Source organism: Collimonas silvisoli (assembly GCF_018305005.1).
Classification (GTDB): Bacteria; Pseudomonadota; Gammaproteobacteria; order Burkholderiales; family Burkholderiaceae_D; genus Collimonas; species Collimonas silvisoli.
The window spans coordinates 20,493-46,831 of sequence record NZ_JAGQEG010000029.1 but is presented as its reverse complement, the minus strand read 5'-3'; the positions used below and the strand labels follow the sequence as shown (position 1 = coordinate 46,831).

Annotated in this window: 28 protein-coding genes; 2 read left to right on the top strand and 26 right to left on the bottom strand. The window is 55.6% G+C overall.

Annotated features, from left to right (window positions below; all coding sequences use genetic code 11):
* Positions 1–21 precede the first annotated feature (21 nt).
* The 10 genes from KHU33_RS10140 to KHU33_RS10095 form a co-directional block, all read right to left on the bottom strand.
* The gene (locus KHU33_RS10140; RefSeq protein ID WP_211462741.1) at positions 22–1,734 is read right to left on the bottom strand and encodes an ABC transporter permease subunit; all 1,713 of its coding nucleotides are present in this window, start codon (positions 1,732–1,734) and stop codon (positions 22–24) included.
* Between the two features lie 105 nt (positions 1,735–1,839).
* Positions 1,840–2,934: an ABC transporter ATP-binding protein gene (locus tag KHU33_RS10135; protein ID WP_211462724.1), complete on the bottom strand. Its 1,095-nt coding sequence runs from the start codon at positions 2,932–2,934 to the stop codon at positions 1,840–1,842.
* A gap of 33 nt (positions 2,935–2,967) precedes the next feature.
* Positions 2,968–4,077: an ABC transporter substrate-binding protein gene (locus KHU33_RS10130; protein ID WP_211462723.1), complete on the bottom strand. Its 1,110-nt coding sequence runs from the start codon at positions 4,075–4,077 to the stop codon at positions 2,968–2,970.
* A gap of 58 nt (positions 4,078–4,135) precedes the next feature.
* Positions 4,136–5,593, bottom strand: coding sequence for an FAD-binding oxidoreductase (locus KHU33_RS10125; protein WP_211462722.1), 1,458 nt, complete (start codon positions 5,591–5,593; stop codon positions 4,136–4,138).
* A gap of 423 nt (positions 5,594–6,016) precedes the next feature.
* Positions 6,017–6,694: an HAD-IA family hydrolase gene (locus KHU33_RS10120; RefSeq protein ID WP_211462721.1), complete on the bottom strand. Its 678-nt coding sequence runs from the start codon at positions 6,692–6,694 to the stop codon at positions 6,017–6,019.
* 104 nt (positions 6,695–6,798) lie between these two features.
* Positions 6,799–7,446 (bottom strand): dihydrofolate reductase family protein, encoded by a 648-nt coding sequence (locus tag KHU33_RS10115; RefSeq protein WP_211462720.1) that lies wholly within the window; start codon positions 7,444–7,446, stop codon positions 6,799–6,801.
* A 63-nt stretch (positions 7,447–7,509) separates the two neighbouring features.
* Entirely contained in the window at positions 7,510–8,259 is a 750-nt protein-coding gene (locus tag KHU33_RS10110; RefSeq protein ID WP_211462719.1) for an MBL fold metallo-hydrolase, read from the bottom strand.
* Positions 8,260–8,452: 193 nt separating this feature from the next.
* Positions 8,453–8,908 carry a cupin domain-containing protein gene (locus KHU33_RS10105; protein ID WP_211462718.1) on the bottom strand — a complete coding sequence of 152 codons (456 nt, stop codon included), beginning with the start codon at positions 8,906–8,908 and terminating at the stop codon, positions 8,453–8,455.
* 276 nt (positions 8,909–9,184) lie between these two features.
* The gene (locus KHU33_RS10100; protein WP_211462717.1) at positions 9,185–9,490 is read right to left on the bottom strand and encodes a hypothetical protein; all 306 of its coding nucleotides are present in this window, start codon (positions 9,488–9,490) and stop codon (positions 9,185–9,187) included.
* 137 nt (positions 9,491–9,627) lie between these two features.
* On the bottom strand, positions 9,628–9,942 hold the full coding sequence (locus tag KHU33_RS10095) for a hypothetical protein (protein WP_211462740.1): 315 nt from the start codon (positions 9,940–9,942) through the stop codon (positions 9,628–9,630).
* 486 nt (positions 9,943–10,428) lie between these two features.
* Between KHU33_RS10095 and KHU33_RS10090 the strand changes: the two genes are divergently transcribed.
* Together KHU33_RS10090 and KHU33_RS10085 are read left to right on the top strand one after the other, a co-directional pair.
* Positions 10,429–12,135, top strand: a complete 1,707-nt coding sequence (locus KHU33_RS10090) for a sensor histidine kinase (RefSeq protein WP_230414169.1) — start codon at positions 10,429–10,431, stop codon at positions 12,133–12,135.
* 12 nt (positions 12,136–12,147) lie between these two features.
* A complete protein-coding gene (locus tag KHU33_RS10085; protein ID WP_230414168.1) occupies positions 12,148–12,834 on the top strand; it encodes a response regulator in 687 nt (228 codons plus the stop codon).
* Between the two features lie 101 nt (positions 12,835–12,935).
* On the opposite strand, the gene KHU33_RS10080 is transcribed toward KHU33_RS10085, so the two are convergent.
* The 16 genes from KHU33_RS10080 to KHU33_RS10005 all read right to left on the bottom strand — a co-directional run bounded on the left by KHU33_RS10080 (position 12,936) and on the right by KHU33_RS10005 (position 26,338).
* Positions 12,936–13,847: a type II secretion system F family protein gene (locus KHU33_RS10080; RefSeq protein WP_211462716.1), complete on the bottom strand. Its 912-nt coding sequence runs from the start codon at positions 13,845–13,847 to the stop codon at positions 12,936–12,938.
* A 12-nt stretch (positions 13,848–13,859) separates the two neighbouring features.
* Entirely contained in the window at positions 13,860–14,852 is a 993-nt protein-coding gene (locus KHU33_RS10075; RefSeq protein WP_211462715.1) for a type II secretion system F family protein, read from the bottom strand.
* Positions 14,853–14,866: 14 nt separating this feature from the next.
* Entirely contained in the window at positions 14,867–16,219 is a 1,353-nt protein-coding gene (locus tag KHU33_RS10070) for a CpaF family protein (RefSeq protein ID WP_211462714.1), read from the bottom strand.
* Positions 16,220–16,295: 76 nt separating this feature from the next.
* Entirely contained in the window at positions 16,296–17,447 is a 1,152-nt protein-coding gene (locus KHU33_RS10065; protein WP_211462713.1) for an AAA family ATPase, read from the bottom strand.
* Between the two features lie 31 nt (positions 17,448–17,478).
* The gene (locus tag KHU33_RS10060) at positions 17,479–18,633 is read right to left on the bottom strand and encodes a pilus assembly protein TadG-related protein (RefSeq protein ID WP_230414167.1); all 1,155 of its coding nucleotides are present in this window, start codon (positions 18,631–18,633) and stop codon (positions 17,479–17,481) included.
* Positions 18,626–19,084, bottom strand: coding sequence for a TadE/TadG family type IV pilus assembly protein (locus KHU33_RS10055; RefSeq protein WP_211462712.1), 459 nt, complete (start codon positions 19,082–19,084; stop codon positions 18,626–18,628). Before KHU33_RS10055 ends, KHU33_RS10060 begins: the two co-directional genes overlap by 8 nt.
* Positions 19,085–19,407: 323 nt before the next feature.
* The gene (locus KHU33_RS10050; protein WP_211462711.1) at positions 19,408–19,623 is read right to left on the bottom strand and encodes a Flp family type IVb pilin; all 216 of its coding nucleotides are present in this window, start codon (positions 19,621–19,623) and stop codon (positions 19,408–19,410) included.
* A gap of 165 nt (positions 19,624–19,788) precedes the next feature.
* Positions 19,789–20,061 carry a hypothetical protein gene (locus tag KHU33_RS10045; protein WP_211462710.1) on the bottom strand — a complete coding sequence of 91 codons (273 nt, stop codon included), beginning with the start codon at positions 20,059–20,061 and terminating at the stop codon, positions 19,789–19,791.
* A gap of 11 nt (positions 20,062–20,072) precedes the next feature.
* Positions 20,073–21,638 carry a type II and III secretion system protein family protein gene (locus KHU33_RS10040; RefSeq protein WP_329956039.1) on the bottom strand — a complete coding sequence of 522 codons (1,566 nt, stop codon included), beginning with the start codon at positions 21,636–21,638 and terminating at the stop codon, positions 20,073–20,075.
* 26 nt (positions 21,639–21,664) lie between these two features.
* Positions 21,665–22,504 carry a Flp pilus assembly protein CpaB gene (cpaB, locus tag KHU33_RS10035; protein WP_211462709.1) on the bottom strand — a complete coding sequence of 280 codons (840 nt, stop codon included), beginning with the start codon at positions 22,502–22,504 and terminating at the stop codon, positions 21,665–21,667.
* Positions 22,505–22,534: 30 nt separating this feature from the next.
* On the bottom strand, positions 22,535–23,119 hold the full coding sequence (locus KHU33_RS10030) for an A24 family peptidase (protein WP_211462708.1): 585 nt from the start codon (positions 23,117–23,119) through the stop codon (positions 22,535–22,537).
* A 71-nt stretch (positions 23,120–23,190) separates the two neighbouring features.
* Positions 23,191–23,337 carry a Flp family type IVb pilin gene (locus tag KHU33_RS10025; protein ID WP_211462707.1) on the bottom strand — a complete coding sequence of 49 codons (147 nt, stop codon included), beginning with the start codon at positions 23,335–23,337 and terminating at the stop codon, positions 23,191–23,193.
* A gap of 491 nt (positions 23,338–23,828) precedes the next feature.
* A complete protein-coding gene (locus KHU33_RS10020) occupies positions 23,829–24,044 on the bottom strand; it encodes a hypothetical protein (protein WP_211462706.1) in 216 nt (71 codons plus the stop codon).
* Positions 24,045–24,396: 352 nt separating this feature from the next.
* Entirely contained in the window at positions 24,397–24,591 is a 195-nt protein-coding gene (locus KHU33_RS10015) for a hypothetical protein (RefSeq protein ID WP_211462705.1), read from the bottom strand.
* A gap of 91 nt (positions 24,592–24,682) precedes the next feature.
* Positions 24,683–24,985, bottom strand: a complete 303-nt coding sequence (locus tag KHU33_RS10010) for a hypothetical protein (RefSeq protein ID WP_211462704.1) — start codon at positions 24,983–24,985, stop codon at positions 24,683–24,685.
* Between the two features lie 213 nt (positions 24,986–25,198).
* Positions 25,199–26,338, bottom strand: a complete 1,140-nt coding sequence (locus tag KHU33_RS10005; protein WP_211462703.1) for a sugar ABC transporter permease — start codon at positions 26,336–26,338, stop codon at positions 25,199–25,201.
* Position 26,339 lies beyond the last annotated feature (1 nt).

Below are 26,339 nucleotides of genomic sequence, written 5' to 3'. Positions count from 1 at the left end.
AGGTCCCGTAGAATAAGTAGGTTAAGAAGCCAGGCTGCGCCGGTGCAAACGGTCCGCAACCCAGATCAAAGCAGCAATGAAGACGAACAGACAGGTCGATACGGCGGCGATGACCGGCGATATCTGCATCGTGATTTCATCCCAGAATTGCTTGGGCAAGGTCGCGCTCAAGCCGCCCGACGAGAACAGCGCAATGCTCAGCTCATCGAACGAGGTGGCAAAGGCGAACAGGAAAGAGGACATCAGGCCGGCAGCCAGAATCGGGAAAGTGACGCGGCGCAGCGTCGGCCATGGGCGCGCGCCGAGACTGTGCGCGGCAAGGTCGAGGCGCGTGTCGTAGTTGCGCAGCACGGCCATCATCGTGATGACCACATAGGGTACGGCGACGACGGTATGCGCAAGCACGAGTCCGAACGCCGAGCCGATCAGTCCGATTTTGGCGAAGAAATAAAATACGCCGACCGCAATGATCATGCGCGGCACCACGATCGGCGCCAGTACGAAGGCAAGCATCGCCGCCTTGCCGCGCATGCCGCCGCGCACAATGAGAAACGCGGCGGGCGTACCGATCAGCATCGAAAGAATGCCGGTACCGAAAGCGACCAGCATGGAACGCGTAATGGCGTGCATCCAGAGCGGCGAATCGATGATCTGTTTATACCACTGCAGCGACCAGCCATGAGGTGGCCACGCCAGGCCGGACGCGGCATCGAAGGAGAGCGGGATCATCAACAGCGCTGGTGCGCTCAGGAAAACCAACAGCAAGATAACCACCACCCGCAGCGTCAAACTCTCGCCACTGGCGGCGCGTTTGCGACGCTTGGGTATGAGGCTGATCACGGCATCCGTAGCGTTGCCGAGCAAGGTCAGAATGGCATTGCCGAGCTTGCGGCTCCAGCCGTCGCTTTTTTGCCGGCCGCTGGCGGCTGGACTGCCGCCGGCCATGGTCGATAATCCGACCATCCGGTCGTAGACCAGGAACACTAGCAGCACTACCGCCAGCAGCAGTACCGAGATCGCACCGGCGAAGCCCCAGTTCAGGGCCTGCATCAACTGGTCGATGATCAATTGCGTGATCATGGTCTGATGGCGTCCGCCAAGCAGGGCCGGCGTGATGAAGAAACCGATGGCCGTGACAAACACCATCAACGCGCCTGCCGCCACACCCGGCAGCGAAAGCGGAAAGTACACCTTCCAGAACGTCGTACCGGGGCGTGCGCCGAGCGTTGCTGCAGCACTCGGCAGGCGGCGGTCGATGTTCTCCATCACCGACAGCATGGTCAGCACCGCCAGCGGCATCAGTGCGTGGACCATGCCCACGATCACGCTGGGAAAGTTGTAGAGCAGACCCAGGGGGCGGTCAATGATGCCGAGCGCCAGCAGCGTCTGGTTGATCACGCCGGTACGCCCGAGCAGCACGACCCAGGCGAAGGTGCGGACAAGAAAGCTGGTCCAGAAAGATAGCAGCACCCAGAACAGCAGCCGGTTCTTGCGCTCGCGCGACAGCGACGAGATCAGGTAGGCGATGGGATAGCCTGTGAGCACCGAGAAGAAAGTCGTCCACAACGAGACCTTCAGGGTGATCAGCAGCACGTCCACATACACCGGCGAAGCAAACAGCCGCTTGTATTCGATCAGCGTGAAGCCGTTATCGTTATGCACGCTCAGCAGCAGCAACTGACCGACCGGATAGACCAGCATCACCAGCAACAGCAGCACGATCGGCGCGGCCATCGCGCCGGGACGCAGCCATGACCGCAGCCAAAAGCGCCATTGCGGACGCCGCGGCGCCGGCGCTTGAGATAAGTTCTGGGTGCTCAGGGTGGAGAGATTCATGGCTTATCCCGCGATGGCGACGGCATCGGCCGCCAGCCACGAGAGCCCGAGCGTCTGTCCGATCTGGTACTGGCTGTTGCGCCGGTTGGTAGGAAACGCAGCGACCAGCGGCGCGCCGTCCGCTGCATGCGATTGCAGATACAGCTTGGTCATGCTGCCGGTGACCATGATGTCAGTCAGTTTCGCCGACAGCATGCCGCCTACCGACTCTGAAGCGGCATCGTCGTGCACCTGAAGATTTTGCGGCCGCAGCATCAGTTTCACCGGCTTGCCATTGCCGATCGCCTTGTCGTACGCCATCGCCTCCCCTTTGGCGACGCCTTGCACGCTGATCTGCACCTGGTCGCCGGCGCGGCCGGTGACGACCGCATCGAGCAGATTCGACTCGCCCAGAAAATCCGCGACGAATACGCTCTTCGGCCGGAAATACAGGTCGGCCGGCGTGCCGAGCTGCGCGATCGAGCCGGCGTTCATCAGGCAGATGCGGTCGGACATGGTCATCGCCTCTTCCTGATCGTGCGTGACGTAGACGATCGTCGTTCCCAATTCGCGATGAATGCGCTTGATTTCGAGCTGCATGTGGTCGCGCAATTTCTTGTCGAGTGCGCCGAGCGGTTCGTCCATCAGGATGATGGATGGCCGATAGACCATGCAGCGCGCCAGCGCGATCCGTTGCTGCTGGCCGCCGGACAATTCGCGCGGATAGCGCCCCGCCACATGCGGCAGGTGCACCATGTCCAGCGCCTGCATCACCTTGTCGCGAGCGGCTTTGGCGTCGGTCTTGCGCATCTGCAGCGGAAACGCAATGTTCTCCGCCACCGTCATGTGGGGGAACAGCGCGTAGTTCTGAAACACCATGCCGATATCCCGTTCATACGGTGCACCGTACGTCACATCGACGCCGTTGATGCAGACCTGGCCATCGTCCGGTTGCGTCAATCCGGCGATCAGGCTGAGCAGCGTGGTTTTACCCGAGCCGCTCGGCCCGAGCAGTGTCAGAAATTCGCCTTGGGCGACGTCGAGATCGGTCGGCGCCAGCGCGACGAAATCGGCGTAGCGCTTGCACAGTCCTGAGATTTGAAGGTTCGAGGCAGGCATGGGTATCGGTATCCGTCAGTGTGATAAGGAAGATCAGGTCAGGACCCAGCGGTTGAATCGCTCAAGCGCGACGCTTTGCTTTTCCTGCCAGAATTTGGGATCGATATGCAGGCCGCTCTTGATGTTCTCGACAAAGGTAGGACAATTTTTCGCGATTTCCGGCTTGATGAAATTGAAGGCCTCCGGTTGCGTGACGCCAGCCGGAAAGTATTCAACGAGCGCGGCCTGGCGTTTCGGATCGGAGGCGAATTTGATGAACTCGCGGCAAGCGTTTGCGTTCGGCGTGCCTTTGATGATCGACCAGTTATCGCAGCCCCAGATGTTCTGGTGCCAGGCAATCGCCACCGGTGCGCCGCTGGCAATCGCGGATTGCGCCCGCGATACCCAGGTGCTGATCATGTCCACTTCGCCCGAGATGAGCATCTGTTCGACCTGCGCACCCGTAGTCCACCAGACGTCGACGTGCTTGGCGATCTTGTCCAGACTGGCGAAACTCTTATCGAAATTGCAGGGATATACCTGAGAGGCCGGCACGCCGTCGGCCATCAAGGCTTCTTCGATTGTGTCGAACGGGTACTTGCGCAAACCGCGACGGCCCGGGAAATCCTTCACATTCCACATATCCGCCCAGGATGCAGGCGCCTTGCGGCCCTTGAAGGCATCGGTTCTATACGCCAGCACCGTCGTATAGACGTTGGTGCCGACGCCGTACGGCGACATGTATTGCGCCGGAATCCTGGCGATTGTCGGATCGGATTCGAGGCCATGCTTCTCCAGATATTCCTTGCCGCCGCCGGTGAGCAGCAGTATTGCCGGCTGGCTGATCTTCGCCATGTCCCAGGTATAGCTGCCGGTCTCGACCATGCTCTTGATCTGCGCGGTCGGCTCGGCATTGGCTTGCACGCCGACCACCTCGATACCCGTCTTCTCCGTGAACGGCCGGTAGAACACCGCACCATACGCCTTGGCGTAAATCCCGCCGTCGTCCCGGACGACAATGCGCTTGCTCGCCGCCCTCGCCGGCGTCCAGACGAACGGGAACGCGACAGCAGCAGCGCCGGCGACAGCTGCCTTGATGGCCGTGCGGCGGCCAGGTTGCTCAATTGCTTGTTGAGTGTGATCGCGTGCGGGCTGCTTTTTCATATCTGCTCCAAAGGGTGAAATTTGAAAACGGAAAGGCCGATAGTGCGAAGGTCCCGGCTTAGTCGAGGCCTGGATCTGGAAGTGAATGCCTGGGCAGCAAACGGCCAGGATTCAACAGGTTGCGCGGATCGAGCGCCTGCTTGACGGCGTGCATCAACGCAAGTTCGGTGGGAGATTTGTAGTGCGCCATCTCCGCCAGCCCGGTTTGACCGACACCGTGCTCCGCGCTGAAGCTGCCGTACAACGTGTACGCAACGTCGTTCACGCAACGGCGCAGGGCGGCGCCTGTAGCGTCGGAGTCGGCCAGTGCGCGCCAGGCGTCGAAGGTGAAGAAGGGAATGAAGTGCACGTTGCCGTCTCCGAGATGCGCGACGACGACGATGTCGAGTCCTGGAACGATGGCGCGCACGGCGCGCGTGGCCTGCTCAATGAACGCTTGCACCGCCGATACCGGCACCGCGCAGTCGGTGGTCAATCCGACGCCGGCTTTCTTGTTGGCTTCGGAAACGCTGTGGCGTATCTCCCAGAGCGTGGCGCGCTGCGTGTCGTTGGCGGCGAGAACGGCGTCGAGAATCAGGCCATCGGCAGCCGCCTGTTCGAGCGTTTGCTGCAGCAGCGCTTCCATCTGGTCGCCGCCGCCCGTGTCCGCCAGCTCCACCAGCACGTGCCATTCATGCAGCTGGCCGAGCGGATTGCGGCGGTTGGGAACATGCTCGACAACGAGTTCAAGTTGACGGCGATTAATCATCTCGAAAGCTGCCAGCCGCGATCCGCAAGCAGCTTGAAAAAGGCCGAGAATCCGCAGCGTGGCGGCGAGATCGGCGGGAGCGAACCACGCGAGCGCATGATGTGTCGGCAGCGGATGCAGCTTCAGCGTGGCCGCCGTGATGATGCCCAACGTGCCTTCGCTGCCGATGAACAGATGCTTCAGATCGAGCCCCGTGTTGTCTTTACGCAAGGCACGCAAGCCGTTCCAGACCGAGCCGTCGGCAAGGACCACTTCGAGACCCAGCACGTTATCGCGTGTATTTCCATAACGCAGGACGGCGGTGCCGCCGGCGTTGGTCGCCAGATTGCCGCCAATCTGGCACGATCCCTCGGCGCCTAGGCTCACTGCGTACAGCCGTTGTTCTGCGGCAGCCGCATCCTGCACGGCTTTCAGCACGCAGCCGGCTTCGACTTCCATCGAGTTGTTGGCGGCATCGACATAGCGGATGCGCCGCATCCGTGACAAATTGACGATGACAGGCGGTATGCCTTTGTTAGCAGGCACTGCGCCGCCGCACAGACTCGTGTTGCCGCCTTGCGGCAGGATCGGGACGCCGTGTGCAGCGCACAGACGCACGGCAGCAGATACCTGTGCCGTGTTCGAGGGCTGGACAACGCAGGTGGCGGGCGCTTTGTAGCGGCCACGCCAGTCTTCGGTAAAGCCGTCGAGATCGGACTGGGCGGTCAAGACCGCATCGGATCCGAGTTCGGCCTGTAGAGCTGCGATTAACGTCACGACGCCATTCATGTCCAGTTCCTCGATGGAACACCGGTTTTAGCGCGAATCGGCTAAAAAACCCGTTCCTGCGAAAAAAGTATATGACCATAAAAATCGCAATACAATTCATTTAATCGCATTACAATCGAAATGAGTGATTTTTACTGAATTTGAGAATGAGGCCGCAGTTGCGTGGTGGTTTGTGCGAGTAGAAAATCGACGGAAGATGCTGGCCCTGCGTCAGGACAGTTGGCGCATCGCCAGATTGGTCGGATTGGCAGGAAAAATCGATAACAACGCGACAATTCAGCACGAGGCAGTCAGTGCTTTATGCTGGCTACGTCGAAAATGCAGCGGATGAGGTAGTCGGACGGTTGCGTGGAAATCGCGCCTTCGCGCTCCGAACTCCCAATCTGACGCATTGCCCCTGAACACCGGATTTCAAACCGTTGACTAAGCGGCCCGTTGTTCAAGCTGGATGAACCCGCCCTCGTCAACCTTGGCAAATATCGTTTCGTAACTCCCGATCGATGCGTGATGGGTCTCCATCGGATGGACATGAGTGGCGGTAACGACCATCACTTTTGCACCTGCGGCCTCGCCAGCAGCAATGCCGACAGGCGCATCTTCAAATATCAGACAGTGGCTTGCATCGACCCCGAGCTTCCGGGCCGCAAGCAGATAGCAATCAGGATTCGGCTTTCCGGCGGCGACATCCTCGGACGTCACAAGAACAGCCGGAACAGGAATACCCGCTGCTTTCATGCGCTGAATCGCTAGAGCCTTGGGAGCGGAGGTCACAACGGCCCAACTGGCCGCTGGCAAAGACCTTAAGAAATTCGCTGCGCCAGGCACTTCGACAATGCCGTCTACGTCAACAATTTCCGCTTCGGTAATCCCCAATGCCTCCATTTCCGGATCGATTCCAGGAAGCGCCAATCGAGTGACGGTGTCAACGGCGCGAGCGCCGTGGATGGTCGGCAGGAAGGAGGCGACATCGAGACCATGCCGCGTCGCCCATACACCCCAAATACGTTCGGCCGCGGCTATAGAGTTGAGAATGGTTCCGTCCATATCGAAAAGGAGTGCACTGTATCGACCTTTGGGTAGCGATGGACCACGACCAGACATTTTCTCTTTCCTTCACATGCGAATTGGGGGCGTCCATTATCTCCGATATAAATAAGAAGCGCGTTGAGCGACTAAGCGACCCCTCTTTCATTTACATCTCGTCGTCAATGAGTCTTCGTCAGGACGACGTGAACCGCATGCGCCGTGGGCACGTATTCAGTGCACTGATAGCCGAGTTTTGGCAAGTCGATACCGGCTAGAAGGTGTTCTCCGGAACCAAGCAGGACCGGGGCGATGGCAATGTGCAGCTCATCCACGAGCCCCGCGCAAAGGTATTGCCGTACCGTGGCGACGCCGCCGCCAAGCCGGATATCTCGGCCGTCGGCAGCGTCGCTGGCGCGCTGAAGTGCAACATGGATGTCATCGGTAACGAAGTGGAACACGGTGCCGCCATCCATCGTGATCGATGGCCGGGCGTAGTGGGTCAGCACGAAGACTTGAGTGTGATACGGAGGATTGTCGCCCCACCATCCCTTCCATGTATCGTCTGGCCAGGCGCCTCTGACGGGTCCGAACATATTGCGCCCTATGATCCACGCCCCAATGTTGCTGAATCCGCGCGCCGCAAAGCTGTCATCTACGCCAGTCGCGCCGCCATCATTTCCAAACATCCGTTGAAACGTCCGAGTGGCGAAGGCCCATTCGTGCAACGCCATGCCGCCGACGCCGAGCGGATTGTCGAGATTCTGGCTGGGGCCGGCACCGTAGCCGTCAAGAGAGATGGAGAAGGCGTGACCGCGGAGTTTGGACATGATTGGCGATCCTTTCAATTGGTGCCGATGGCCTGCACAAAGGTAGATTGCTTAGGAAGGTCTCTAACCCTGCGGGCTTACGGTCATATGCCGGCAATACCTTTCAAGTTCCTCTGGCAGACCGGTCGGACAAACGCCGCATTGCTTATTTCCTGGCACGGCGTAATCGATGAACTTCGGATAGGGCAGCTTCAGATTTGCCATGATGTGCTTGAATTCCTCCAGAGTGCGCTCCGCCCCAAGCCGAGGGTTACGCTTCTTTTCCTGCGCTATCGAAGAAACGCGCCGGCCCTGATAGTCGTGCGCCGGGTATACCAGGACGTCATCCGGCAAAGTAAACAACTTCTCTCGAACGCTTTTGTATAGAGCTTCTGCATCGCCATTCTGGAAATCCGTCCGGCCGCAACCCTCAATAAGGAGGGCATCGCCGGTAAATACCCTGTCCCCGGACAGATAGGCAAAATGGCCGTCGGTGTGGCCAGGTGTGTACAAGGGAGCAAGCGAAATACTGCCAACCTGAAATGGCTTGCCTTCTTCGATGCCGATGTCGGTGCACGGCAGCCGGTCATAGGCCGGTGCGGCAATTTTGCTTCCTACCGCTGTCTTCAGGTGCAGCGCTGCGGTAATGTGGTCTGCATGAACGTGAGTGTCGAGACTATAGGCAAGAGCAAGGCCAAGCCGTTTAACCTCTGCCAAGTCACGCTCCATCGCATTAACCACAGGGTCGATCAACACCGCCTGGCCGGTTTCCTCGCAGCCAAGGAGGTAGGTGTAGGTGCTGGACAACGGCTCAAACAATTGGCGAATGATCATAAAACCTCCCTTGCACATATTGGCGTGATTCGAGGGAATAAGCGGCGTATTCTATTTCCTGGATGCTGGTTCATGCCCCGATGACAAGGCGGAACCTGATGGGCGTAATGGATTCCTGATCAGCCTGAACAGTTGTGGCGATAGCGTGGTGGCACAGCGCCCATGCCACAGAGGAAAGATCACAGCCCTTGCGCTACTTTTTGGCCTGGGGATCGTCTGCCGGATTCAGATAGTTGATGTCGAACGGACCGTCGCCGCTAACCTGTATGAGCGTTGCGGTTTTCGTGTATGCATAATGGTGGACTTTGCCCGGCAGGTGATGAAATCCGCCGCTCTTCAGTACATGCGCCGACTTCTTGTCCAAGGTATCGCTCATCCCCAGATAGAGGGCGCCTGACAGTACGGTCAAATTCTCGTCCTTCGTGTGAAAGTGCGGGGGCAGGACATACCCCGCAGGGAGCTTGGCGCGAAACGCATATGCGCCTTCTTTGGATGGGTCGCCATACAACACCGCAAGCTTCGCCCCCTTCGGGACTGACGGTGGCGCTGCTCCCCATTTCATATCTTGCGGGTTCAGAAACGTCGGGTTCTCGGCAAACGCTGTCATTGCCACCAAGAACAACGCTGCAAACAGAAATACGTGCTTCATCGCAACCACCCCGCTGTCATGTCAGTGGTAACTCCTGGCCGGGCTTGCCACCTGCGGAAGTGCCTTAGCCGGCGTCACCCGTTGCTATTCGTTGCTATTACTTGCCGGTTGAAGATCGATGTCGCCCATCAATCTGGCGTTGTTTCATAATAGTCATCGCCCTGCGAGATAGCAATCTCATTAAACTCTTGCACTGCAGTCAGCCGTGAAATCGGCACATTGATACGGACAAAAAAAAGACAGGACGCGCCTGTCTTTTTTTGCTGAGCGACTTGATTACTTCGCTGCAGGAGCCGCTGCTTTCGCATCGTCCTTGGTTTCTTTAGCAGCCGCCTTCGCTTTGGTTTTGGCTTTTACAGCTTTATGATGAGCCTTCGCTTTGGTTTCCATGGCGTCGCTTTTAGCGTCCGCTGCTTTTGCATCCGCCTTGGCGTCGGTTTTCGCTTCTTTCGCATCGGCTTTTGCAGCTGGGGCAGCGACAGCGGCTGGCGCTGCTGCAGGTTTAGCCGGGGCTGCCGGCGCTTGAGCGAAAACAGAAGTTGCGAACAAACCAGCGATCAGAGTAGCAAGTAATTTATTCATTTGCGCACCTTAACGTTATCTTGATTAACTCAGGAGTTTCCTGAGGGCTTGAGCTATAAACGAGCAGTATGAGAGGAACGTTGACTGCCATTACACCCTGTAACAACTCCCTGCTTACTTATTGCTTACTTATCGATTTACTTGCCGATCTGTTTGCTGACGCCATTTTCCTGCTGATTCAATACCGCTTGTTCCGACTTGGTGATGTGACCGCCGTTCTGTCTGGCCATATCGCGTTCTTCCTGGCGGATAGCATGGTCTTCCTTGTGCAAGGTCTTGGCTTGCGCCTTGCTCATTTCACCTTCTTTAACTTCATTCTTGATGCGCCGGTTCTGGTTTTTCAGGCGATTGTTGACTTGCTCGCGGCGCGGGTGATTTTTTTGCCATGTGGTGTCGGCCATTGCACTGCCGGCAGCGCTGGCAAAAACAGCGACCAGAGCGGTAAGAACGATTGCTTTTCCTGAGCGATTGAGCTTGAACACGATGTATCCCCCTTTAACGTATGTGGTTTTGAATGCCAGATTAACTGCTGCTGCCCTTCATAAACGCCAGCTCGCGTCATCGCGCCGACAATACAAAATGTTTTTGCAGTAACCAGATGTAATTTCACATGTTTGCATCGGCTTTAGCGCCGGTCTTCAACCCCTTTGTTCAGAATAGGGATACGGGATTGCTGTCATTTTATCGGCTGGCAACTGACGCCTTTACCACAGATGTACTCGCTCCAGCATTGACATCGCTATACCCGAGGGGCAATATACAAATTAACAATCAATGCACAAATAAAATTAACAATTAAGAACGTTTCTGTCGAAAAAACTTATAAAAATTATTAAAAAAGCAGCGATTTAGTTTGGCGGTTTCCAGATATCAGCGCGTCCCCATAAGGTAAATAACGGGCAAATAACGCGCAGGAAACAAAGGGAGGATCACGCTCAATGTCTTGGCGCGAGAACACTATGGCCGTCCACAGGCTAGACAAAAAAAACGAAATTGCATCGAGTCTGGTCACGGACGCCGCTGACGCGCAAATGGTTAGCAGGATGCGGCTAGTTCTGGCTGTGTCTGGCCTCTTAGCGATTTTTATCGACCCCTCAGGCTTGAGCGGCGTTGACCGTTCTACCTGGCTCGTCTTTTCCGGGTATGTCTTTCACTGCACCGCCCTTTACATTTTTGCACTTCTTAACAAGCCATTCTCACAGAGCAAGCTGATTCACTGGATGGATATCTGCTGGTATGCGCTGATTGTCTTGTTCACAGGCGGCGTCAGCAGCTTTTTTTTCCTGTTCTTTTTTTTCGCCATTCTCACTTCGTCTTTTCGCTGGGGTTTCGAAGAGGGTGCGCGCATTACCATCGCTTCAGCGGCATTGCTCGCCGCATGCGGCATGACGTTAGGCACAGAGCAAGATCTTCCTCGGTTATTGTTGCGTACCACCTTCTTGCTGACGTTCGGCTACATGAGTGCGCGCTGGGGAGAATCAAAAATAGAACTGAAGCGCCGGATTGCCCTGCTTCGCGATGTCAGCCGGCTATCAAATCCGCGGTTTGGGGTCGATCACACCATTACCTCTGTCCTGAAAAAGACATTGGCGTTTTTCCGAGGCAGCAGCTGCATCTTGGTGATCCGGGACAAGGATTCCGCGATCTATTCATTGCGGACGATAAAAGAAGGCGATACAGAGCAATCAATCAATGCCGTGCAAGTTCGTGCAGAAGCGGCATCACGGCTCATGGCTTTTTCCCAAGACCATGTCGTTGCATACACCCGCCCGCTTGGACCAGTCATGTCTATCCTCGGAGGATCTCTGTTGTATGAAAGTGCGAGCGGCAGATGGATCAAACGCGAAGAGCAAACAAGCCAGAACATGGCCGAGCTTCTGGAGGCAGATTCCTTTATCAGTGTTCCTTTGTCATTGAGGAAGGGAGAAGGCCGTATTTATGTGGTCTCGCGGAGAGACAGATTCAGCAAAGCGGACGCCCTGTTTTTGAGTCATATCGCTGAACAAGCATTTCCTGTTATCGAGAACATCGAACTTCTCGATCGGATGGCCTCGGAGGCTGTTTCGCAGGAACGGAAAAAGATTGCATTGGATATTCACGATACTGCCATCCAGCCATACATCGGCTTGAAAATGGGCTTGAGCGCCCTCCGGCATAAAGCTGCTCCCGGCAATCCTCTCATCGACGATCTCGATAAATTGACAAGCATGGCAGCACAGGTCATTGGCGATTTGCGCCGCTATGCCGGGACGTTTAAAAGCGAATCGGGGCAGACTGAACCTATATTTCTAGCTACTCTGCGCCAGCAGGCAGCGCAAGTCCGGGAATTCTACGGAATCGATATCGCAGTCAGCATGGAAGGCGAACTTAACGTGAGCGACCGCTTGACTGCGGAGGTATTGCAGGTCGTGCGCGAAGGATTGAGCAACATCTGCAAGCACACCGATGCGCAACGCGGATTGGTCAAACTCCACTGCGCAGACGGCTGGCTCAAGATTCAAATTGAAAATGAAGGTATCGGCACTCAGGCTGTCGATTTCACGCCACGCTCGATTACCGAGCGGGCTAGCGCGCTGGGCGGCAACACCCAGGTAAAGCAAGGGGCTGGCGGCAGCACTGCCGTATTGATCGAAATACCCGTTTGAAAAGGTGAGACCATGAAGCCGGCGGAAGAAACCATTCGCGTAATGCTCATCGACGATCACCAGACGATGTTGTGGGGACTGGGTAAATTGATCGATGGCGAGAAACCAAAGATGGAGGTGGTCGGGACCGCAAGAAGCTGCGAAGAAGCGCTTGCGAAAATCGACCAGCTGATTCCGGATGTCATCTTGCTGGACCTTGATCTGGATGGAAAAAACGCCCTCGATATTCTCCCAGCCCTGTTGTCGAATCTGGTGTCGCGCGTCTTGATCTTGACCGGCGAACGCAAGCAGGCGACGCTGGATATAGCGGTTATGCGCGGCGCCCGCGGGGTGTTGCGCAAGGACGCATCGGCGGAGCAAGTGCTGAAGGCGATAGAAAAAACCCATCAGGGCGAGCTATGGCTCGACCGTGAAACGCTGGGCAGGGTATTCGGTGAACTCATGGTTCCGCCCGGGACGCCCAAGCCAGACTCCGAAACGAAAAAGAAAGCGACCCTGACCGCCAAGGAGCAAAAAATCATTCACACGATTATCGAGGGAAGCGGCGCCTCGAACAAAGCGCTTGCGCAGCAGCTGTTCATATCCGAACACACCTTGTGCAACCATTTGACATCCATCTACCACAAGCTGGACGTGAGCAATCGGCTTGAGCTATATGTGTATGCAATCAAGCACCAGCTGGGGAATCCCCAATCCTGATTGAAGGTTCAATGGACCAGGCAGCGAATCCGGACAAACTAATTAGCCGGATTTGCTCCCCGCCCCGCCTTGTCCGCTACCTTTGGCATTGCCTCAGGCTCTTAATGGACTCCGCTTATCAGCGGAAGTACGGTTCGAATAATTTGAATTGCCGCTGGCCCCATGATGACCATGATAATCGCCGGGAAAATACAGGTTATCAGCGGAAACAGCATTTTTGTAGGGACCTTAGCAGCCATTTCCTCTGCACGCACATGTCTCTTATATCGCAAATCGTCAGAGAATACCCGCAGGGACTCGCCAATGCTTGTCCCAAACTTGTCTGCCTGGGTCAACATGGCGGCGAATGTACCGATTTCATCAACACCGGTGCGTAGCGCAAGATTGCGCAAAGATTTTTCACGCGTACCGCCCGCCCTCATTTCCAGGTTGGTCAAGTGCAGCTCTTCCGCCAACGCGACACTTTTCATCTTGATTTCATCGACCACTTTAGCGAGTCCGGCATCCAATCCCAAACCTGCTTCTACGCAAATCAGCATCAAATCAGCCGCATCAGGAAAATTCTCGAAGATTTCTCGCCTACGGTTTCTTATCTTCCAGTGCAGAAGGATGTTGGGCAGGTAGCAACCGATCATGGCTGATAAGACTACAAACAGCAGGAGCGGCGTGCCCTCAACGCTAGTCAATGTTCTAAGCCCCAGGAATGCCATCGCCGCAAAGGCAAGGGGCAGCAATGTCTTGATGCCAAAATAGATGAGACGCGCATCGATATGGCGGATTCCCGCATTGAGAAATTTGATTCTTAACGGCGACGTTTCCCAATTACCGGTTGGTGAAGATAACTTGGCGAACGGGCCAACGATATTCACCATGGTTTCTGTCCACTGCGGCTTCTCTGCCGGGTTAGACATTGCTTGCAGTCGCTGCGCTGTTTTGGTAGGCGCCAGCCAGACAAACAGTCCTATCACTCCCAACGTGACAGCGAAGAAAATCAGTACGGGAAGTATTAGCATTTTGCTTCTCCTCTATACTCGGATTTTGATCATTTTTCTGAGAATCAAAATGCCGATGGCCATCAAGATGAGCGTGTATTTCATGATTGCAATGCCGATGGGATCCTTCCACAAGGGGCCCATAAAATCCGGATTCAAAAGAAACATGGCTGCTCCTAGGGCGAAAGGCATGACGCCTAAAATCCAGGCCGATAACCGTCCCTCGGATGACAACACCCTTATCTTAGAAAGCAACTTCAAGCGTTCCCGAATCAAGCGGCTCAAATTAATGAGCACCTCGGTCAAATCTCCGCCTGAATCGCGTTGAATGAGAACGGCGACCACGAAGTAACGCATATCGGTAATCGGCACGCGTTCGCACAGGTTCGTCAATGCCTGCTGTAGCGACACACCAAAATTGACCTCGTCGTGCACGATACGAAATTCACTGGCAATAGGTTCCGCCATTTCTTCACCAATCATTTGCAGTCCGGATGAAAAAGCATGGCCAGAACGCAAGGCCCGAGTCACCAGATCAAGCGCTTCAGGTAATTGCTGCTCAACCTTGGTCAAACGGCGGTTCCGCTTTTTTTGTACATACAGTAAAGGCAGAGCTGCCGCGGCAACACCAATCATCAATCCCATCAGAATCGATTGATAAAGCAGCAAAGTTATGATTGTGCAAGTTATGAATCCCAATGCCGCGCACGATAACAGGAGCTTGGATACAGTCCAGTCGAGACCTGCCTGGAGAATGAATTTATCCAGTCTTTGCACCCTGGGAAGGCTCAACAACAGCCGCTCGAATCCCGGAATTTCGCTCAGCATGCGCTGTTTCAATAGTTGCGATTGACGGGTTTTATCTAGAGAAGCTGAAAGTCCACGGAGCCGATTCGCAATCTTCCTGGCCTCCGGTCCCCTATATGATTGCCACATCATATAAAGGCCCTCCAGAAGTAAAACTACCGCGACGAAGACAAGCACCGTTATGATCAGGAAGGCGTTACCGCCGATCGATTGCAACATGATTTACCCTCCTATCATTGATAGTGCTTAGTGGGATCGAACATGGCGTCCGGCATGGTCACGCCAAACGAGCGCAAGCGTTCGGTAAACTTCGGCCTCACGCCTGTCGCATGAAAATAGCCTTGGACCTCGCCGTCGACACCAATGCCGGTTTGCTTGAAGGCGAATATCTCTTGCATGGTAATAATATCGCCCTCCATTCCGGTGATCTCTTGAATGCTGGTGATTTTCCGCTTGCCATCGATCAATCTGATGGCTTGGATCACTACCGTGATGGCTGAAGCAATTTGCTGTCGCGCTGCTTTATGCGGAAGATTCAAATTTGCCATTCCAATCATGTTTTCAAGCCTGGACAGTGCATCTCGCGGCGTATTGGCATGGATGGTAGTGAGCGATCCCTCATGGCCGGTGTTCATCGCTTGCAGCATATCGGCCGCCTCCGCGCCGCGTACTTCGCCAATCACGATCCGGTCAGGCCGCATCCGCAGCGCGTTGCGCACCAAGGCACGCTGGGTAATCTCGCCCTTGCCCTCGATATTCATTGGCCGCGTTTCCATCCGCACCACGTGCGGCTGCTGCATCTGCAGCTCGGCCGCATCTTCGATAGTGACAATCCGCTCCGATACTGGAATATAACTGGACAGGATGTTCAGCAATGTCGTCTTGCCGGCGCCGGTGCCGCCGGAGATAATCATGTTGACTTTGGCCTTGCTCAAACCTTCCAGCATGAACGCCATTTCCATCGTCAAACTCTTGTACTCGTTAGCCAGATTGTCCATTTTGAGAGGAATATGCGCGAATCGCCGAATCGACATCATGGGCCCATCCAACGCCACTGGTGGAATGACTGCATTGACCCGAGAGCCGTCAGGTAGCCTGGCGTCCACCATAGGGCTGGATTCATCTATCCGCCGGCCGACCAGGGACACGATCTTGTCAATAATGCGTAGCAGGTGCTTCTCATCGGTAAAGGTGACATTGGTAAGCTCAAGCCGTCCCCTGCGCTCCACATAGATCTGCTCGTAGGAATTGACCAGGATATCGGATACTGTCGGATCAGCCATCAGCAATTCAAGCGGGCCGAACCCCAGCATTTCATGTTGAATGTCGCGGATCAGCGAGCGTCGTTCGACATCATTGATCACCGCTTGCTCTTCATGCAGCAGGCGCTCAACCATCGCAGCGATTTCTTGCCGCAGCATTTCGGGGGCCAAGCTCTCCAGCACGGCCAAATCGAACTTATCCAGCAGCTTGAGATGCATCCGTCCCTTCAACAGCTTATACGCATCACTTGCCACCTGAATCTGTGGTTGCTCCGATGCAAATGGCTCTATCCTGGCGGCGTTTAATTTTTCTCGAAAAGACATTTTGATATGCTCCGGTTAAGCCTGCTTTTTCACGCTTGGATCGCCTTACAAATTTGCGCCGCTCTGACGGTACTGCTTATGCTCGCCTGAACAGACGCCCCAACAGACTGCGACTTTCTTCTTCCTTGGGACTCAGCGATAACGCGAACGCAGCCAAGTTCTTAGTCACGGCATTGGAACGTGCCGTTTCGATCATTGGATCACCGTGGTTGATCGACGCATTTACCTGTTTATATGAGTTAGGGACAGTGTGTAGAGTAGCGGCACCCAAGGAGTGCCGTATATCATCGATACCTATTTCCCCGCTCTTCTCGACGCGGTTGACAATCAACTCGATCTTTTCTTCCTGATAGCCAAGCGATTTGAATATTGCGAGCAATTTTTTCGCATTTCGAATGTATGGCAGCCCTGCTTGCAATACTGGAAAAATCCGATGAGCCCGATCCAGCGCCTTGATGGCAAACGTATCCAGCGTTCTGCCTACGTCCAGCAATACAAAGTCATAGTGGGTGACCGCCAGGCTGAGGATGAGCTCGATATATTCCGGCCTGATTTCCATGGCTTGCGAAGGATCTTCCGGCGCGGCCAGTATGCTGTAGCTCGGTGAAATCTTGACCGCGCTGGCCGCCAGCAACGTAACATCCAGCCGGTGAATGTCCCGGGCAACGTCTGCCAGCGTGGAGATCGGCTTGCCGTCATGCACGAACGACAGCGCATCACCAAATTGCAGGTTCAGATCAATCAGCAGCACGGACTTGGTGTCCGCCAGCTGGTAGCCGAGGTTGGTTGCCAGGAAAGTAGCGCCGCTGCCGCCTTTGCATGGCATGAAGGCCAGTATCTTGCCGACCGGTTGGGCATGGACGCCGAGACGCTTGGCTGCTATGCGGCTTACCGCGGCTTCCAACGCGCCAGCGGTCACCGGCGACGGCAGTACCTCCCGCACGCCGGCGCGCATCGAGTTGATCAGGAATTCCGGAGTGTGAGTCGCGCAGAGCAGAATGACAGCGATGCCAGGATGACGGGTAGTGACATATTCGACCTGGGCAAGTTCGGCCGGATCGCAGCACATCCCCTCGACCAGCATCAGGTCCGGCTGCTCTTGTTCAGCAACGATACGCATCCTGCTTTTACCGCCTTCAATGAGGGCAACTGAATGCGAGCATGCGCCGATGATTCTACCCATCTCTTGTAGATTATTCATATTGGGAGAAATTATCGCGATCTTCATTTGATCCCTCTTGGCGTTGATTGTGACGATGTCATTGGGCTAAGCGCGGCGGCGTATAGGTACCGTAATAAGGTCCGACCCCGCTGGCGCCGCTGCTGGTGGCGCCTTGAATAAAATGGCCCTGAATGTATTTGCTGCTCCCCCCTTGTATATCGTCAATGTGAAAGCCTGCGAACCCGACGACCGGCGCTTGTGTAGCCGTGCTCCAGCCCGAAGGCTGGTTGACGACGACCACCGTGACGTCTGCGCCGGGCGGCGTCGGATACTGGCTAGACAGGGAGTTATAGAGTGAAGTCTTGGTGCCCGGTTGAATCCACGTGTTATCTCCTATGTTCAGTGGCGTCGGATTGCCGTTGGCGATCAAATTCCGCACAGTGGGCACGTCATTCGCATTCTGCTGGAAAGTAGTCCACTGACCTGACTCGCAACTGGGATAGTGATAGGAGGAACCTATCCTGACTTCCCATGGCTGACCTACTGTCGATATGCCATAGGGATCGGTATCCGTCGCTTTGAAGAGAAGGGGTTGCCCTTTAGTGCTATCCCAATATTTTGTAAACATGCACTGGTTGATGGCAACCGGAATCAGGGCTCCCGGCACCACGCTGCCCGGCGAAGAGATAACGGCGACTGCCTTGGCAGTCATCGGTACATCGGATCCCCCAAACATCCATCGGGTCAGCATCGTGATGGGCCCGTTATTCTTGCCGACGTCCTTCGTGATGGTGACTCTCACCGCCGGCCTGTCATCGTTTGTAAGCGGGGTAAAGGTGGTAGACATTGTTCCGCCTGACGGGCTCTTCGTTAGCAAATTCCAATACCCCACATCGATCTGGTGCCCTGAATCCGTGGTGGAAATCGCTTTATTGTCGGCGGTATTTCTGCCCAGCTCATTCGTGGCTTTGGCGCTGGCCCTGTTCCAGTTCAATGTCGCCGATGTGGCGCTTGTGCAATCCGTCGTTGATCCGGAAAGCGATTGTCGGTCCAGGCAATTAGCGCCGGCTAGTGCGGCTGCGTCCGCCACATTTTGCATTTCATTGCGGACGATGAATACTCTTCCTACGTCAATTGCAGCTACTGCAAAGCCGGTTAAGACCAAAAGTATGCCAGCCACGAATACCAGAACCGACCCTTTTTTTTGTGGCGACATGACATTGAACTTAGACATGATGTTGACCTTATTCATGATTCATCTCGGTGGTGGAAACCAAGGTAATTGCGCTCCCGACTGTGCTGGCGCCAGTCCCCAGCGACCACCATGATCCCAAGGAAAATCCATGTACAGCGTAGGATACGGTGACTGTGACAGGTGTATTGAAAGCCGGGGTAGCAGTGGGCGTCATGGTGATAACCGGATCTGCCGTACCAGTACAAGTAGCATTGCGGGTGCCACTGCTTACGGTGATGAGCGCGCTCTTGGCATAATTGCAGGCTACCTGTTTGATCGTTGCAGGATCCCATGTCGCAGTACTCAAGACTATCCCTTGCCGTACCGCCTCCCTGCTGGCGTTGGTGATGATCGCCTTGTCGTAGGCGAGGATGCCGAAATCCAGGACAGCAAAGATAATCAAGATCAGGAACGGAAGGACCAGCGCAAATTCCACGGCCTGCGAACCTTTCTGCTTGTTGTTGTCCATGTTAACTTCCTTTTTTTGGAAAACAATGAGAGGTAAGAGTTACCTCTCATTGACACAACCACTACAACCTATTAGCTGCATGTGCTACCCACGGTGAAACAAGTGGTAATACGGGTGACTAGCGTAGCAAACGAACTTTTAAGCCCTATCGTGGCGTCACCCAAGGCAACGACGAGTCCAATCGAGACTACAGCGATAATTAACGCGTACTCAACAACCTGGGAACCGCTTTCATCCTGTATGAACCGGGCTAGATTCTCAGCAACGGCGTTCATAAGACATTCTCCAAATAGAAATATCGCAGCACGCTGCATTGCCTGCTCTTAGGAGCAGGTGCTGCCAGCTGTGAAGCAAGTCGTCACCCGGGTGATGAGCGTAGCAAAAGAAGATTTGAGACTACTTGCCCCCACGCCTAAGGCCACAACCAATCCAATCGAAACTACAGCGATGATCAACGCATACTCAACAACTTGAGCGCCGTCCTCGTCTTTCGCAAAAGAATGGATGGAATGTTCAACTGCGTTCAAAAATTTGTTCATTTTTTTCACCTCTTGAAGATAGTTGTTAATCAAAATTTACTGCTCTGGTGCTGCTTGGTTACCACCTGCTTCTACTACAAAACCACAAAAATATGACTCCCTTTTTCCACTGGCAGCTTATTCTTCTGCCTTAATCAATACGATCCTCGATGCATCATTCTGACGTTACTGGGTGACGCCAAGGCTGCCGCCGATATTGATAACGTTGACCGCTGGCGGCGGCGCCTTGAAACTTCCTTGATAGAGATTGATGGCCTCCCTGGCCGCCTTGCCATCCATGCCTGCCACCTGATCGGGATTCTTGCCGGCGTCAGGATTGATGGTCATCTTCAGTTTGGCCGCGCGCACGGCGTCGCCGAACTTGGTGTCGTAGTTGGGGGTGACTGTCGAGCAGCCCGCCGTCAGGACGAGCAACAGTGCGATTGCGAGCTTGTTCATGGACTTTCCTTTTATTTGATTTCAGGAGTGGCGGCGGCATCTTCAGAACTAGCTGCTGGCGCCATGGCTGGAGCTGGAGCTGGAGCTGGAGCTGGAGCTGGAACTTGAGCCTGTGCTTGAGCCGGAGCCGGAGCGGATCCTTCCAGGCTGCCGTTGAAATAAACTTCGCCACGGCTAGGAACAATATGATTGTCCGTCGGCAGCGTCGGCACTTCCGCCAGCGGCTTCACCAGGTGCGGCGTAATCACGAACAGCAGTTCCGTCTGATCGGTCTGGAACTCGGAACTCCTGAACAGCGCACCCAGCACCGGCACCTCGCCCAAGCCGGGGAAGCGCTTCATGGTTTCGGTGACGTTGTTCTTGATCAGGCCGGCAATCGCGAAGCTTTGTCCATCGTTGAGCTGGACGGTGGTGTCCGCCCGCCGCACCGTCAGCGATGGCAGGACCGCCGTGACGCCGCCGACGGTGGTGAACGGCGAGCCGACCTGCGACAGATCGGATACTTCGGACACCATCTTCAGGTTGACCCGGGTGCCGTCCAGCACGGTGGGCGTGAATTTCACGCCGATGCCGAATTCCTTTTCTTCCAGCGTGATGGTGGGCACGCCGGCATTGTTGGTTTGCGATACTGGAATGAAAATCTTGCCGCCCGACAGGAAACTGGCCTGTTGACCGCTGATGGCCATGATGTTCGGTTCAGCCAGTACCCGCACCAGGCCGTCGTCCTTTTGTCCGTCGACGTTTACCGCGGTCCTGCCGATCTTCAGCGCCTGTAACAAGGCATTGCCGCCGCTCAAGAAATTGGACAGCAGGGAATAGGTATTCCCACCGCCATGACTGGAGCGGGCCAGGGCGACGCTCGATCCGAGTTTGTCGAGCAGGGTCTTGCTGACTTCGGCGATTTTCACTTCCAGCATGACCTGCTGCGGGGTCATGATGCGCAGCATGTTGACCACCTTTTTGCCGTCGCCGTAAGCAGTGGCCAGGCTCATCGCTTCATCGAGCTTGACGCCATCGCTGACTTTGCCGGTCAGCACCAGTGCATTTTCCGCGCCGCGCACCTTGATCCCGGTTTCTTCAGGCATCAATTCGCTTAGCTTGGCTTGCAAGGTGCCCGGATCGACGGTAACGATGATGTCCTTGATGACGCAGCGTCCATCCGAACTCTGCAGGACCACATTCATCGATCCAGCCTTCCTCCCTAGAAAGAACAGTTCGGTAGGGCTGAGCAGCGTGATTTCCACATCTGCCACGCCATCCGAAGCCGCTTGCGCCGGAGCTGGAGGTGCATTCGCCGGCCCCGGCGGCGCGGTCTTGTCATTCGATGGTGCAGCTGGCCGGCCCGCCCGGCTCGACGACTGGCCGCCGACCAGCATGCGCGCAGCGGGAACATCCAGCCGGATAACACTCGACTTGCCGAGCGTGACGTAAGTAACAGGGTCAACCGTCACGGATCCGCAAGGCCTCAGGCCGGAAGAGCCTGGAGTTTGATTGGAGAAAGGTGCGCTTGCCGCAAATGCTCCATCAGACAAGGCCAGCGCAGCGAAGAAAATCACGCTTCTGTAGTTGTTATTCACTTGAACTGCTCCCTAGATTGTTTTAATTAAAAACAGTTGAGCGTCCGGCTGCCGTTCTGAACTACCTCGACGCATTGCGAGGCTGACGCCACCATCGGTTTGCTGCGCGCTACCCTGGGCTTGGCAACCGCGACCTTGACCGGTAATGCTTCCGGTTCTGCACGCTCGCCAAACAGCTGGTTCTTGGTAATGCCTGCGGTTGCTACCGTGTTCTTGTCTACCTGGTTGCGCAGCACCAGCGATAGGGTGCCGACACTGCGTGCCAGATCCAGCTTTTCCGAATCCTCCAGCGTCAGCTCCAGCGTCACCGCGCTGACTACCTTGGGCTTGGTATCGTCGCGGCCGGCCTCTTGCGCCACCGCCAGCACCAGTACATGCTCCAGCACGGTCTTGCTGATCTGCTTGCCTTCTTCACCCTTGTTTTTGTCCTGCTGCGCATTCACCATGACGTCTACATAGTTGCCGGGAAGCGCGAATCCAGCCACCCCGACCACATCGTTGACTCTGACCGTCATGGCTCGCTTGCCTTCGGCAATCACGGCGGAAAGCCCGCCCTGCGTGCCGACCGGCGCCAGCTTGCCATCGAGAATCGCTTCGCCGCGCAGCACGCCGACTCTCACCACCCGGTCCTGCAAGTCCTTGAGTTCCTTGAAAGCGCCTGCAGGCACCGATCCGCTGGGCCAGTCAATGATCGACAGCATTTGTGCATTGATCTTGCTCCCCAGTTCGATATCGGACGCGGCCACCACAACCTTGTTGGACGCGATGCTGCCTTGCTGCGATACCCACCCAGCCGCATATACAGCGGCTCCCAGACCGATCACCGAGGCCAGCATGAGCAATCCGATTGCTTTGACGTTTTTCATTTTCGATCCTAGTCAGGTTTGTTTTGCAAGCTACAAATACCCTAGTTGCCGCGCCACCATATAGCCGGTGGCGCCTATGCCGATGCTGACGCCATACGGCAATTTCCCCACCGACTTGCTTGCTTCCATATGGGCGTCTGGCCTGATGCCGCCAATGGCCGACAGCACCATGATCTGCACGATATTCTTAACATTGCCTAGCATCCGCCCCAGCGCTCTGTTAAACAGCGCGAATCCCAAGGCCGCGATGCCGCCGACAATAAAAGTGCATAAGACCGCATACAAGATAGCGGGGACGCCCAGGAATGCGCCGACCATCGCCATCAGTTTTACGTCGCCTGCACCCATGACCTTGAGCGCATACAGCGGCAGCATCATGAGCAAGCCAAGCAACATGCCTTCGAACGCCCATGGAAAACCGGCGTGCGGCGAAATGGGAGCCGCGGTGTTGTAAATCAGGCCGAAAGCCGTGCCGCTTGCAGTCAGCCAGTTCGGAATCTTGTAGACCCGGAAATCGCACACTGACGCAACAATCAGCAACGCGATCAAGACACCCGTGCGCGGATCCGTGACGAGCATCCCGAGAAGTTCAAGTAGTGAATAAAATGCCTGCATGATCTATCCCTGTAGTCATTCAATTGAAGCGTGATCGGCAATGCGCTGCGGCTTGCATCCAAGACGGCTTCTCATGCGGTCTTCACCAGAGCGAGCAGCACAAGCGTGCAGACCACAACAACTAGCGCGCCAATGAGCGCGAACTCTATAAGCGACGCACCGTCCTCATCCTTGAAGAAACACATGAGGGCATGCGATGGGTCGTCGGTTAATCGCATGCTCTTCTCCGTAGTGGTTTTTCATGCCTCGACTCGGTTTGTTTCGATTGGACCGCAATGCTCGCGTCCGTGAAATGAGTATAGGCAGGCAAAAAAAAACGCATATGACCGATCAGTCCCTATTTGAGTAGGACCGACTATCTCTTTTAAACCGGGATGGGCAGGACAAAACTACTAGGAGAGGGCAGGACAGAACAACTAGAGTTCAAGCCGGTATGGCGAACTGCGGGCGAACCGCTGGCAAACCGCGCAAGCGCCGCTTACGATATGCGCTTCGCCGGCTCGGGAAGATGTGCGCCGCAGAGAAATTGAAGGCCGAAAATGATTTCGGCGGGCGCGCAAGAAAAAAACGGGGGATGAATAGCTGACCTTGTCAAAAGCCGCCATCCTGATTGGCCGAAACAGACATGTTTTGGCGTGAATGTCGCAGACCGAATCGCGTAGCGGGAGCGATCGTGCAAAATACTGCGCGGATGCTGCTCTACCCCGCCCTACCCCATTCCGCGCCCGCCGTCTTTGGCCGTGGCCATTTCAAACAAATCGAATGCGTCGCCGTAGAGGAACGATTTCTTTACCGGCTGGCGGTACTCCGAAGGACTGGCGTAAGCAATGACTTTTTGTTCGCAATCGTGCTTTGTTCTTGCAATGATTGCGTCGGCCTTGTCGCCTTTTAAATTTTCGGCAATCCAGTAAGTCATCTTCATCATTTCTCCCCGCTTCGATTCGAATCGAATCGTTGTCAGTTCCGCGACAGCGTCGCAAAATCATGGCTGCTTCCCGATACGCAATCAGGACTGGGCTTACAGTGCCATATTTTCCGGGATTTGTCTTTTATGTTCGTTACGAAAAACGCTGGCGGGCAGGGAATTGAAATGCAAAAGAGGAATCTTCTCGTGAAAGAAGATTCCTCATATTCTGACTTACTTAAGGCGGCCCCGAATAACTCCCGTTGCGTCATTCCCGCGAACGCGGGAATCCATCTTCGTTGCAATGTGATGCAGTAACATGGATCCCCGCGTTCGCGGGGATGACAGAATTTGTAGAGGTAGCCTTAAAGCCTTAAGCAGGCTGCTGAGGGCTATCGCCCTCTTTGCTGTCGTCTTCTTTGTTTTCCAGATGTTCGGTTACCATTTCCACACCCTTGTAACCGGCAATCGCAGCTATGCCCTCGGTCAATATGGATGCATCCGGATCCAGTTTCTTAACGCCTTCGACCGCTACTACCGCACCAATGACTTCTTCCAGAATACCCATGATTTATTCCTTTAAAACTTACTCAGAAAAATGACGCTTGAAAATACAAGAGACAGGATGAGCCTGTCTCTTGCGATGTGCGCCGCCGTGATTACTTAGGCGCGGCTTCCTTGACGTCTGCCTTGACTGCGGCCGGCTGGACTTCAGCCTTGGCTGCCGTGTGGTGGACCTTTGCTTTCTTGACCTTAGCCTTGGTTTCGGTAGTTGCTGCCTTGGCTTCAGTCTTGGCGACAGCTTTGGTCTCAACCTTGGCCGCTTTCGCATCCGTTTTTACAGCTTGGGCAGCAGTTGCGCTTGGTGCCGCAGGTGTTGCCGGTGCGGCAGGAGCAGAAGCTTGAGCGAAAACGGAAGTAGCGAACAGGCCGGCGATCAGAGTTGCGAGTAATTTATTCATTTGTGCACCTATATGTTGTCTTGGTTACCTCAGGAAATTCCCGAGGGCTTGAGCAATAAACGAGCGCCGTGCGGGTACTGTTGACCGCTCTTACAAACGATTACAATTAGGCAAACCGGGATGGCAATGATCTCATTCTCATGCCGGAGCAATTCCGGGAATCCATATATCCAACCGCTCGATTTACACACGCGAACGCCCGCCGCTTTCTCTCTAACGACCGGAACGCGTACTGACATCGACCCACACCGCCAGCATCAGGATGCTGCCCTTGACGATCATTTGCCAGTAGGTGTCAACATCCAGCATCGACATGCCGTTGTCCAGGCTGGCCATCACCAGCGCGCCGATCAGCGCGCCATATACCGTGCCCGAACCGCCGCGCATGGAGGCGCCGCCGATGAAACAGGCGGCAATCGCATCCAGCTCACCCATGTTGCCGGCCGAAGGCGAACCTGCGGCCAGGCGCGCGGTATTGACCAGGCCCGCCAGCGCGCACATCACTCCCATGATGCCAAAAATCCCCAGCTTCACCGCTTGCACATTGACGCCGGACAGACGGGTGGCTTCCATATTGCTGCCGACCGAATAAATGCGGCGGCCGAATACGGTCTGGGTAGTGATGTAGCTGAATACGCCCAGCAAAGCCAGCAGCAACAGCACCGGCACCGGAATCCCGTCGTAAGTGTTGAGGGTGGATACGAACGCCAGCAAGATCAGGCCGATCAGCAGCACGCGCAACGCATCGCGCCACAGCGGCGGCACCGGCAGCGCATGCAACAGGCGGTTGCGGCGCTGGCGCCAGCTCAGCACCAGCGCCAATGCAAACAAGCCGAAACCGAGCGCGATGCCGAAATGCGGCGACAGATAACCCTGCCCCAGATACACCAGGTCGCTGGATACAGGGGCGATGGTCAGGCCGCCGGTGACGCCCAGCAGAATCCCGCGAAACGCCAGCATGCCGCCGAGGCCGACGATGAACGATGGAATCCGCATATACGCCGTCAGATAACCGTTGAACAAACCCAGCGCCAGTCCCAGCAACGGTATCAGACACAGGTTCAGCGGCAAAGGCAAGTGATGGGTGACGTTCAGCACCGCGGCGACGCCGCCCAGCAAGCCCAGCATGGAGCCGACCGAGAGATCGATTTCGCCGCCGATAATCACCAGCACCATGCCGCAGGCCAGGATGCCGGTGATCGACATCTGGCGCAGCAGATTGGAGAGGTTGCGCGGCGTCACGAAGCCGCCTTCGGTTTTCCAGCTGAAGACCGCCCAGATGATGGCAATCGCAATCAGCAGGGCCATGATCTTGTATTGCCGGAATAGCTGTTTGATGTTGATCGTGCGCATA